The 11,020-nt window shown below is 69.5% G+C and carries 10 protein-coding genes; 6 read left to right on the plus strand and 4 right to left on the minus strand.

The genetic code is table 11. The features are described 5' to 3' along the window. A partial coding sequence (locus tag FNH05_RS38190) for a winged helix-turn-helix domain-containing protein (RefSeq protein ID WP_222426670.1) occupies positions 1–1,009 on the plus strand: 1,009 nt, incomplete at its 5' end. Here FNH05_RS38190 and FNH05_RS21360 read toward each other — a convergent pair. From FNH05_RS21360 to FNH05_RS21375, 4 genes are all read right to left on the minus strand, one after another. Beyond that, positions 993–1,766, minus strand: coding sequence for an amino acid ABC transporter ATP-binding protein (locus tag FNH05_RS21360; RefSeq protein ID WP_144590486.1), 774 nt, complete (start codon positions 1,764–1,766; stop codon positions 993–995). The two genes, FNH05_RS38190 and FNH05_RS21360, sit on opposite strands and share 17 nt — an antisense overlap. Then, positions 1,763–2,695: an amino acid ABC transporter permease gene (locus FNH05_RS21365; protein WP_144590487.1), complete on the minus strand. Its 933-nt coding sequence runs from the start codon at positions 2,693–2,695 to the stop codon at positions 1,763–1,765. Before FNH05_RS21365 ends, FNH05_RS21360 begins: the two co-directional genes overlap by 4 nt. Before the next feature lie 3 nt (positions 2,696–2,698). Continuing rightward, the gene (locus FNH05_RS21370) at positions 2,699–3,640 is read right to left on the minus strand and encodes an ABC transporter substrate-binding protein (RefSeq protein WP_246127872.1); all 942 of its coding nucleotides are present in this window, start codon (positions 3,638–3,640) and stop codon (positions 2,699–2,701) included. Between the two features lie 155 nt (positions 3,641–3,795). Further along, positions 3,796–5,223, minus strand: a complete 1,428-nt coding sequence (locus FNH05_RS21375; protein WP_144590489.1) for a M20/M25/M40 family metallo-hydrolase — start codon at positions 5,221–5,223, stop codon at positions 3,796–3,798. Positions 5,224–5,605: 382 nt separating this feature from the next. On the opposite strand from FNH05_RS21375, the gene pdhA reads away from it, so the two are divergent. From pdhA to FNH05_RS21400, 5 genes are all read left to right on the plus strand, one after another. Further along, positions 5,606–6,814: a pyruvate dehydrogenase (acetyl-transferring) E1 component subunit alpha gene (pdhA, locus tag FNH05_RS21380; RefSeq protein ID WP_144590490.1), complete on the plus strand. Its 1,209-nt coding sequence runs from the start codon at positions 5,606–5,608 to the stop codon at positions 6,812–6,814. Further along, complete coding sequence (locus tag FNH05_RS21385) at positions 6,814–7,842, plus strand: alpha-ketoacid dehydrogenase subunit beta (RefSeq protein ID WP_144590491.1); 1,029 nt, start codon at positions 6,814–6,816, stop codon at positions 7,840–7,842. Before pdhA ends, FNH05_RS21385 begins: the two co-directional genes overlap by 1 nt. Before the next feature lie 2 nt (positions 7,843–7,844). Further along, positions 7,845–9,173, plus strand: coding sequence for a dihydrolipoamide acetyltransferase family protein (locus tag FNH05_RS21390; protein ID WP_144590492.1), 1,329 nt, complete (start codon positions 7,845–7,847; stop codon positions 9,171–9,173). A gap of 138 nt (positions 9,174–9,311) precedes the next feature. Further along, entirely contained in the window at positions 9,312–9,866 is a 555-nt protein-coding gene (locus FNH05_RS21395) for a TetR/AcrR family transcriptional regulator (RefSeq protein ID WP_144590494.1), read from the plus strand. Next, a partial coding sequence (locus tag FNH05_RS21400) for an ABC transporter transmembrane domain-containing protein (protein WP_144590493.1) occupies positions 9,866–11,020 on the plus strand: 1,155 nt, incomplete at its 3' end. The genes FNH05_RS21395 and FNH05_RS21400, both read left to right, overlap by 1 nt.

Below are 11,020 nucleotides of genomic sequence, written 5' to 3' on the forward strand. Positions count from 1 at the left end.
TATGGCGGCCCTCACCGAACTCCGGTCGGTCACCGATACGGTGACCTACGGTGAGCTGGCCGCGTTGCGCCGCCGCCTGTGGGCCGACGAGGAGGACGCCTACCGCTGGTTCGGGCAATACCTGCCCGGCCCGGAGCGGCGGCACGAGATCGAAACGACGTTCGAAGCAAAGGTGCGGGCCGCCGTCGAACGCGAGGGAGCGTTGCGGGAATGGTGCCGGAAACTGCGTGAGGAAATCGCGCCCGCCCTCCCGCTCCAGCGCCTGCTGGACCGGCATCCGGAGCTGGACTATCCGGTTATTTCACCGAATGTGACCGCCTGGCGGGTGCTGTCCCGGTTCGGCGGGGTCTTCGAGGTGGCGCACGGCTGGGCCGCCGTCCCCGACCTCGCCTCGGCGGTCGCGGCCACCAAGGAAGCCGTCGCCGAACTCAACTCCGCGCTCAAGGTCGCTTCACCCGCGGAGGTGCTGGCGCGTCACGGTTTCCGGCTCACCGACGAGGAACTGGTCGCGTGGCTGTGGCACTGCGGGTTCCGCGCCTCGCCGCGCGAACTGCACCAGCCCCGCCGCGGCCTGCACCGGGCGTTCGAACGCGTGCCCGCGGGCACCCGCACCACCCGGGGCCCGACCGCCACCGACTCGGTGGCCGAACTGCTGACCGAGACCGGGAAACCGCTGCACCTCGACGAGATCCGCCGCAGACTCCCCCGGCGCTACAGCCGCGGTCCCCTGTACAACCGGCTCAACGCGGACGAGCGGTTCGTCCGCGTCGCCCCCAGCACCTTCGCACTGGCGAGCTGGAACCTGCCCTCCTACGCCGGGGCGGGCGGGTCCAGCGCGGACACCGCCGCCCAGCTGATCGAGACCGAGGGGCGACCACTGCACCTCGACGAGATCCGGGCCCGGCTCGGCAGGCCCATCACCCGTGAAGGCCTTCGCAACGCGCTCAACGCGAGCGAGCGGCTGGTGCGGGTCGCGCCCTCGACCTACGGTCTCAGGCGTTCGGAGTGAGCACCCGCGACAGGAACGCACGGGTGCGCTCGTGCCGCGGCTCGGAGATGACCTGCTCGGGCGGCCCCTGCTCGACCACGACCCCGCCGTCCATGAACACGACGGTGTCGGCGACCTCCCTCGCGAACTGCATCTCGTGCGTCACCACGATCATGGTCATCCCGTCCTGGGCGAGCTGGCGCATCACGCCGAGCACGTCGCCGACGAGTTCCGGGTCGAGCGCGGAGGTCGGCTCGTCGAACAGCATCAGCTTCGGGCGCATCGCCAGCGCCCTGGCGATGGCCACCCGCTGTTGCTGCCCACCGGACAACTGGGCCGGGAAGGCGGCTTCCTTGTCCGCCAGCCCGACCCGGTCGAGCAGTGCCCTCGCCCGCTCCCGTGCGCTCGCCCTGCTCTCCCGGCGCACCTGGACCGGCGCCTCCATCACGTTTTCCAGCGCGGTCATGTGCGGGAACAGGTTGAAGCGCTGGAACACCATGCCGATGTCCTTGCGCTGCTCGGCGATCTCGCGTTCGCGCAGCTCGTAGAGCCGGTCGCCCCGCTGCCGGTAGCCGACCAGGTGCCCGTCCACGTAGAGCCGCCCGGCGTCGATCTTCTCCAGGTGGTTGACGCAGCGCAGCAGCGTCGACTTGCCCGAACCCGACGGCCCGATCAGGCAGGCCACCTCCCGCTCGTGCACCTCGAGATCGATGCCCTTGAGCACTTCGAGCCTGCCGAACCGCTTGTGGACGCCCTGGGCCTGCACCACGGGTGTCATCGTGCGAGCCCTCCCGTCGTGTCGGCGCCCCGGAACCCGAACATCCGGCTCGCCCAGTTCCTGCGCTGGGGCACCGCGCGGCTGGTGCCGCGGGCGAACCGCTTTTCGATCTGCCTCTGGAGCAACGTCAGCACCGAGGTCATGAACAGGTACCACAACGCGGCCACGATGAGCAGCGGTGCGATCTTGTAGTTCTGCGCGTAGATCTGCTGCACCGAGGTCATCAACTCGAAGTAGCCGATGACCACCACCAGCGAGGTGGTCTTGAGCATCGCGATGGTCTCGTTGCCGGTCGGCGGGATGATCACCCGCATCGCCTGCGGCAGGATGATCCGGCGCAGCGTCTTCGCCCTGGACATGCCCAGCGCGCTGGCCGCCTCGATCTGGCCCTCGTCGACGGACTGGATCCCGCCCCGCACGATCTCCGCCATGTAGGCGGCCTCGTTGAGCCCCAGACCGAGCAGCGCCGCGATGAACTGCGTGATGAGCTGGTTGGTGTTCGCGCTGACGAACTCGGGCCCGAACGGGATGCCGAGCCCGAGCCGGGGGTAGAAGAGCGCGAAGTAGTACCAGATCACCAGCTGCGTGATCAGCGGTGTGCCCCGGAACAGCCAGATGTAGAGCCCGGCCGCGCCCGAGGTGAGCGGGTTCGGCGACAGCCGCATCACCGCCAGCACCACGCCCCCGACCACGCCGATGAGCATCGAGACGACGGTGAGGATCAGGGTGTTCTGCAGGCCGCGCAGCACGCGGTCGTTGAACAGGTAGTCACCGACCACGTCCCACTGCATGTTGGCGTTGGTGACCACGCTGCGGCCCACGATCACGGCCAGCAGCAGGATGACCACCCCGGCGACCCAGCGCCCGTAGTGCCGCACCGGCACCGCGCGGATCTCCTCCGGGGCGGCCTTCTCGCTCGTCTCGGTCATGGCTCAGCCGGCCGGGTTGAGCTCTGCCTTGGTGATCGCCCCGGCCGTGTTCAGGCCCCATTTCGCCAGGATCTTGGCGTAGGTGCCGTCCTCGATGATCGCCTGGACCGCACCCTGGACGGCCTGGGCGTAGCTGCCCTGCCCCTTCTTCAGCGCGATGCCGTACGGCGCGGTGTCGTAGGGCTGCCCGACGACCTCGACGGCACCGTCGGTCTGCTTGACGGCGTAGTCGACGACCGGGGAGTCGGCCAGCATCGCGTCGCTGCGCTTCGTCTGCACCTGCAGGTTCACGTCGGTCTGGGCCTGGAACTGCTGGATGTTGATGGCCGGCTTGCCCGCCGCGGTGCAGTCCTGCGACCGCTTCGTGGCGTCGTCGACCTGCACGGTGCCCTTCTGGACGGCGAGGTTCTTGCCGCACAGGGTGTCCGGGGTCAGGTGGTCCGGGTTGCCCTTCAGCACGCCGAGGGAGGTACCGGCCTTGTAGTAGGACACCATGTCGACGGTGGCGGTGCGCTCCGCGTTGACCGTGAACGAGGAGATGGCCAGCTCGTACTTGCCCGCCGCGAGACCGGCGAGGATGCCGCTGAAGTCGGCGTTCTGGTACTCCATGGTCAGGCCGAGCTTCTGCGCGACCGCGTTGCCGAGATCGACGTCGAAGCCGGTCACCTTGCCGTTCGCGTCCACGAACTCGTTCGGCGGGTAGGTCTGGTCCTGCCCGACCACGATCTTGCCGTCGGCGCTGATCGTGGTCGGGACCATCGCGGCGAGCTTCTCGTCCTTGGTCTCGGTCGGTATCTGCTGTGCGGCGGCGGCGGTGCTGCTACTGCTGGGCTGGGTGGTGGTACCGCCGGAACCGTTGCCACCGGCGCCGCAGGCCATGGTCGCCCCGGCCAGTGCGAAGGCCGGCAGCAGGGCAAGCGCCTTCAGGTGTGTTGCACGCGCCACGTTCGTCACTCCTAGTAGGTCATACCGTCCGAGTTCACGCATCCTGCCATCCATTCGGGTCCCTGAACAGCAGGCAAGGTCACGTCGTGATGTCGGTAGCACCGCCAGGACCAGGGTTAACTTGCCTGAAACACGAGCCGGAACAAGGCTGGAGATCAGCTCTGGGCGTGCGCGTGCAGGGCGTGGGCGACAGCTTCGGTGATCCGGCCCGCCTGCGCGAGATGCAGCCACTCGTCCGGGACGTGGGCGTTGGAATCGGGCCCGAGCGCGCCGGTGACCAGGAACTGGGCGTCCGGGTACTTCTCGCCGAGCAGGCCCATGAACGGGATCGATCCGCCGAGGCCGATCGTGCGCGACGGGGCGCCGAAGACCTCGTCGCTGATCCGTTCCAGCGCGGCGGCCAGCCACGGCGCCGCCTCGGGCGCGTTCCACCCGTCCGCGTGCTCGACGCCGGAGAGCTCGACCTTCGCGCCGTAGGGCACGTCCGTGGTCAGTGCCTTCTCGATCGCGTCGAGCGCCGCGGCCGAATCGGCTGTGGGCGGCAGCCGGAAGCTGAGCGCGAGGGTCGTGGCGTCGCGCAGCACGTTGCCCGCGTGCGCCGGTTCGGGCAGACCGGCCGCGCCGATCACCGAAAGGGTCGGCCGCCAGCTGTTGTTCAGCGTCAGTTCCAGCTCGTCCTCCGACACCGGGTGCATGCCCTCGACCAGCGGGAACGCCGCCTTCACCGCCCCGGGCGCCACCTCGACGGTTGCCTTCGCCTCGGCGATCCGGTTGTCCGGGATGGCCACGTTCAGCTCGGCGAGCCTGATCGCGCCGGTCTCGGTGTCCTCGATGCGGTCCAGCAGCTGCCGCAGAATCCGGAAGGAGCTGGGCACCACGCCGCTGGCCATGCCCGAGTGCTGTGCGGAGTCGAGCACCCGGACCGTCACGTGCACCTGCACCATTCCCCGCAGGCTGGTGGTCAGCCACAGGCGCTGGTAGTCGTTGCCGCCGGAGTCCAGGCAGATCACCAGCGAGACCGTGCCGAGGCGGTCGGAAAGGTGTTCGAGGTAGCGCGGCAGGTCGGGGCTTCCCGACTCCTCGCCGGTCTCCAGCAGGATGACCGAGCGCGCGTGCCGCCCGCCTGCCGCGTGAAGGGCCTCCAGCGCGGTGGTCGCCGCGTATCCGGCGTACCCGTCGTCGGCCGAACCACGGCCGAACAGCTTGCCGTCGCGCACCACCGGCTTCCACGGGCCGAGGCCCTCGGACCAGCCGCCGACCGGGGGCTGTTTGTCCAGGTGACCGTAGAGCAGCACGGTGCCGCGGTCCTCGGCACCGGGCGTGGCGGGCACGTCGACCAGCAGCACGGGGCTGCGGTCCTCGACCTGGACGACCTCCAGGGTGGCGCCGGGAAGGTTCCTCGAGGCTATCCAGCCCCGCACGTGTTCCACCGCGGCGGCCAGATGGCCGTGGGCGGCCCAGTCGGCGTCGAAGGACTGGGACAGGGCGGGGATCTCGACCAGCCCGGAAAGGCTCGGCAGTACTTCATTTTCCCAGAGCCGGGTTACGGTCTCGTGCACGGTTGTCTGCTCCACCCGCGCCATTCTGCCAGCGCGCCCGATCGCCCCATCGGGTGTGACACAGTTCACTCACCTGGTTCGCCTGACCCCGCCATGCGGCATCCGGCTTCCTGCCACCGAGGCCAATCACCTGCTCACAGCCCGTACGCAAGACCGACTTTCGGCGGACCCATCGTCGGTAGTCCTAGGGTTTTCCCAGCTCAACGGGGGTTTCACGGCAACGAATCGGTGTCTCGCACTCACCCGATCGCGCCGGTTCGTGTCAGGATGTGCGCGTAAGCCGTCACGGCCGACGGTGACCCGAGCGCTTCGAACCCGATGCGCAGGTGGCCGCCGGTTTGGATGTCCCCGCCGACGAGGCCGCCACAAGTGGCTTCCCGGCACTGACACCGAGGAGAACACGCGCATGTCGTCCCCCGAACAGTGGACGCACCCGGAGCCCGGGGAAGGACCGGCCGCACTGGCGGCACAACCGTCCCGGGAGCAGGTGATCGCCGGTTTGCGAGCAACATCCGAAGGGGGCGCTGAGCTCACTCAGCTACTCACCCCCGAAGGCGAGCGGGTGGCCTCGCCGCAGTTCGACCGCTATGTCGAGGACATCGACGCCGAAGCCCTTCGCGGTCTCTACCGCGACATGGTGATCGTGCGCCGCGCCGACCGCGAGTCCAACGCCATGCAGCGCCAGGGCCAGCTCGGCATCTGGGTCCCCCTGCTCGGCCAGGAGGCGGCGCAGATCGGTTCCGGCAGGGCGCTCAAACCCCAGGACATGGCCTTCCCCAGCTACCGGGAACACGGCGTGGCCTACGCGCGCGGCGTGGACTTCCGCGAACTGCTGGGCATCTTCCGCTGCACCGACCACGGCGGCTGGGACTTCCGCGCCCACGGGTTCCACCCCTACACCATCGTCATCGGCAACCAGGTGCTCAACGCGGCCGGCTACGCCATGGGCCAGCGCTTCGAGGGCAAGGTGGGTGACGACGACGGAGAAGCCACCATCGTCTACTTCGGCGACGGCGCCACCAGCCAGGGCGACGTGCACGAAGGGTTCGTCTGGGCCGCGGTCTACGACGCGCCGCTGGTGTTCTTCTGCCAGAACAACCAGTGGGCCATCTCGGAACCGACTGAGCGCCAGTCGCGGCTGCCGCTCTACCAGCGTGCCCGGGGTTACGGCTTCCCCGGCATCCGGGTGGACGGCAACGACGTGCTGGCCTGCCTCGCGGTGACCCGCTGGGCGCTCGAGGAGTGCCGCCACGGCAACGGTCCGGTGCTGATCGAGGCGTTCACCTATCGCATGGACGCGCACACCACCACCGACGACCCGACGCGGTACCGGCTCTCCGACGAGCTGGAAGCGTGGAAGCTGAAGGATCCGATCGAGCGGGTGCGTGCCTACCTGGCCCGCAACGGCCTGGCCGACCAGTCCTTCTTCGAGGGCATCCAGGCCGAGGCGGACGCCTTCGCGGCGGAGCTGCGCGAGTTCACGTTCAACATGCCCGAACCACCACCGGACCGGGTGTTCAGCAACGTCTACGCCGAGCCCTCCCCCGTCCTGGAGGCACAGCGCGAAGAATATCTGTCCTACTTGGACGGTTTTGCCGCGGCGGGTGAGCGCTGATGGCCGCGCCCGTGAAGTCCACAGTGGACGCCCCCGTGTCCGACGTGCAGACACTGACCATCGGCAAGGCGCTCAACCTCGGCCTGCGCCGGGCGATGGAGGCCGACAGCAAGGTCATCATCCTCGGTGAGGACGTTGGCAAGCTCGGCGGCGTCTTCCGGATCACCGACGGACTGCAGAAGGACTTCGGCGAGCAGCGCGTGCTCGACACGCCGCTGGCCGAGTCCGGCATCATCGGCACCGCGGTCGGCCTTGCCGTGCGCGGCTTCCGCCCGGTGTGCGAGATCCAGTTCGAAGGGTTCATCTTCCCCGCCTTCGACCAGATCACCAGCCAGCTGGCCAAACTGCACTACCGCACCCAGGGCAGGGTCAAGGTGCCGGTCGTGGTGCGGGTGCCCTTCGGCGGCGGGATCGGCGCGGTCGAGCACCACTCGGAGTCGCCGGAGTCGCTGTTCGCGCACATCCCCGGCCTGAAGGTGGTGTCCTGTTCGAACCCGGCGGACGCCTACTGGATGATCCAGCAGGCCATCGCCTGTGACGACCCGGTGCTGTTCTTCGAACCGAAGCGGCTCTACCACTCCGGACACGTGAAGTCCGAAGTGGACACCAGCGCGCCGTCAGGGCCGCTGTTCGCCTCCCGCGTGGTCCGTCAGGGCACCGACGCGACCGTGGTCGCGTACGGACCTTCGGTGAAGGTGTGCCTCGACGCGGCCACCGCCGCGGCGGAGGAAGGCCGGTCGCTGGAGGTCATCGACCTGCGCACGCTGTCGCCGCTGGACCTCGCCCCCGTGTTCGAGTCGGTCCGGCGCACCGGACGGCTCGTCGTGGTGAGCGAGGCGCCGTCGGAATCGTCGATCGCCTCGGAGATCGCGGCCCGGGTCCAGCAGGAGTGCTTCTACTCGCTGGAATCGCCGGTGCTGCGCGTCACCGGTTTCGACACCCCGTACCCACCGTCCAAACTGGAAGAGCACTACCTGCCCGACCTGGACCGGGTGCTGCATGCCGTCGACCGCGCGATGGGGTGGTGAGCATGCCGGACTACAGGCAGTTCCTGCTCGCCGACACCGCGGAAGGGCTCACCGAGGCCGAGATCCTCAACTGCCACGTGAAGCCGGGCGACGAGGTCACCGTCAACCAGATCGTGGTCGAGGTGGAGACCGCCAAGGCCGCCGTCGAACTGCCCATTCCCTGGGCGGGCCGGGTCACCGAGGTGCTGGTGGAGCCGGGCCAGACGGTGGAGGTCGGCGCCCCGATCCTCACCGTGGACGTCGATCCCACCGGAGCCACTCCTGGTGCCGGGGATACCTCCACCAACGGATCCGCCAACGGTTCCGAACCGGCGGAAGAGGAGATGAAGCCGCTCGTCGGGTACGGCGCCAAGGCCGCGATCGCCCGGCGCCGCCCCCGCAGGACGGCCGGCGAGCCGCGACCGGTGTCCATCCCGGCGCAGGCGCCGCCGCCGGAACCCGCGCCGGTGAGGGGCGGCTACGTCCCGCTGGCCAAGCCGCCGGTGCGCAAACTGGCCAAGGAGCTCGGGGTCGATCTCGCGGCGCTCGCCGCGGACGGCCGCGTGATCACGCGCGAGGACGTGGAGCGCGCCGCGTCGGCATCAGTGGCACCGTCGGCACCGTCGGTGCGGCCCGAACCGACGCCCGCCGGCGCACGCGAGCGGCGGGTGCCGATCAGGGGCGTGCGCAAGGCGACCGCGCAGGCGATGGTGCAGAGCGCGTTCACCGCACCGCACGTCACCGAATTCCTGACCGTCGACGTGACGCCGATGATGGAGCTTCGCGAGCGACTGAAGAAGCACCCGGACTTCGCCGGGGTGAAGCTGACGCCGCTGGCGTTCGCGGCGAAGGCGGTGTGCCTCGCGGCCAAGCGGACTCCGGACGTGAACGCGTCCTGGGACGAGGAAGCGGGCGAAATCGTCTATAAGGACTACGTCCACCTCGGGATCGCCGCGGCGACCCCGCGCGGGCTCGTGGTCCCGAAGATCCGCGACGCCGACGCGATGTCCCTGCCCGAGCTGGCGGCCGCGCTCGAACGGCTGACCGCCACGGCCCGCGAGGGCAGGACACCGCCCGCCGACATGCTCGGCGGCACGATCACGATCACCAACGTGGGCGTGTTCGGCGTGGACACCGGGACACCGATCATCAACCCCGGTGAGGCTGCGATCCTGGCCTTCGGCGCGATCCGGGACATGCCCTGGGTCGTCGATGGCCAACTGGCGGTGCGGAAGGTGCTGCAGCTCGCGCTGAGCTTCGACCACCGGTTGGTGGACGGGCAGCAGGGCTCGCGGTTCCTCGCCGATGTCGGTGCCCTCCTCGCCGACCCGGCGCTCGCGATCACCTACTGATCACCACCCGTGGTGGGCAGCCGTCGCCGGAGGGCGCCCACCACGGGTTTCACCGCACCCGCTTGACGGAGTGAGCGCTCACTCCGCACACTGTCGGACATGAGCAGCACAGCAGGGACGAAGCGGCGCGCCCCGGGCATGAGCCAGGAGGAGCGCCGGAAGATGATCGTGAACGCGGTGCTCCCGCTGATCGTCGAACACGGCACCGGGGTCACCACCGCCCAGATCGCCCGTGCCGCGGGCATCGGGGAAGGCACCATCTTCCGCGCGTTCAAGGACAAGGACGAACTGCTCGAAGCCTGCGTGACCCAGGCGCTGCGGCCGGACGGGGTACGCGAGCTGATCGCCGAGATTCCACTCGACCTGCCGCTGCCCGACCGGCTGCGGGAGGCCGCCGGCGCGCTGGAGGCCCACCTCGCCCGCATGGGCGCGCTGGTCGCGGCACTGGCCGCGTCCGGCACCCCGCGCCGTCAAGAACGTCCTCGGTTCCTCGATCGCCGGGACTCCTTCCGAGCGATACGAGAGGCGGTGGCCGCGCTGTTCGAACCCGAAAGCGACAAGCTCCGCCTGCCCGCCGACCAGCTCGGCGGGATCTTCGTTTCGATGCTGCTCAACCGCGCCCGCGGCGAGGATCACAAGCCCGAACTCACCGCGCTCGTGGACGTTTTCCTGCATGGGGCGGTGGCGGCCTGATGGTGCACGGCGGGGGCCGTCCCATCGGCCTGCACAAACGACTGCGACAAGCCAGCAGCACGGTGCCGGACAGCGGGCTCACCGGCCCCATCGACATCCCCGATCCGGCCCCGGCCGACGAACCGAAGAGCCTGCGCGCACGGTGGCGGCGGCTGCGCACCTCGGCGGGCGGGACGGTGCGCGGCCTGCCCAAGGTGGCAAGGCTGACCTGGCAGGCCAGCCCCATCCTGACCGTCCTTATCGTACTGTCCACAGTGGTCAGTGGTCTGCTGCCGACGCTGACCGCCTACATCGCCAAGCTGCTGCTCGACGCGGTGGTCGCGGCCATCCAGCACCGCGGCACCACCACCCGGATCGTCGAGGTCGCGGGGCTCGAACTCGGCGTCCTCACCTTCACCGCGATCAGCACCGCGCTGACCAACATGGCGCAGCAACTGCTGCAGGAACGGATGACGCTGACCATCCGGCACCGGGTGATGGAGCACGCGGCGAAACTCGACCTCGCCTTCTTCGAGGGGTCGGAGTCCTACGACCTGCTGCGCCAGGCCTCGCAGGAAGCGCCGATGCGGCCGGTGTCCATGCTCAGCTCCGCACTCGGCCTCGGCCGGACGGCCGTCACCTTCGCCAGCATGGTGGCGCTTCTGGTGTCGGTGAGCCCGCTGCTGGCCCTGGTGGCGCTGCTCGCCCCGCTCCCGGCGTTCATCTCCCAGTCGAAGTACGGCTCGCGGGCCTTCATGCTGGCACTGTTCGTCTCCCCGATCCGGCGCCGGATGGACTACCTGTCCACGCTCGTCACCACCGACACCTACGCCAAGGAAACGAAACTCTTCGGCCTTGGCCCGTACCTGGTCGACCGGTTCCGTCGGCTCGGCCAGGCCTACTACTCACGGGAACGCAAGCTCACCACCAGACGCAACCTCGTCGGCACCGCCTGGAGCCTGCTGTCCACCGCCGCCGGGTCGGGCATAGCGCTGTACATCGCGCTGGAGGCCGTCGCGGGCAGGCTCAGCATCGGCGACCTCGCGCTCTACACCAGCGCGGCGACCGCCGTGCAGACCGCGGTGCAGAGCCTGTTCACCGGGTTCTCGGGAATGTACGAGAACAACCTCTACCTCGACCGGCTGTACGAGTTCCTCGCGACCGAGCCCCGGATC

This window comes from Amycolatopsis rhizosphaerae (assembly GCF_007713715.1).
GTDB classification, from domain to species: Bacteria; Actinomycetota; Actinomycetes; order Mycobacteriales; family Pseudonocardiaceae; genus Amycolatopsis_E; species Amycolatopsis_E rhizosphaerae.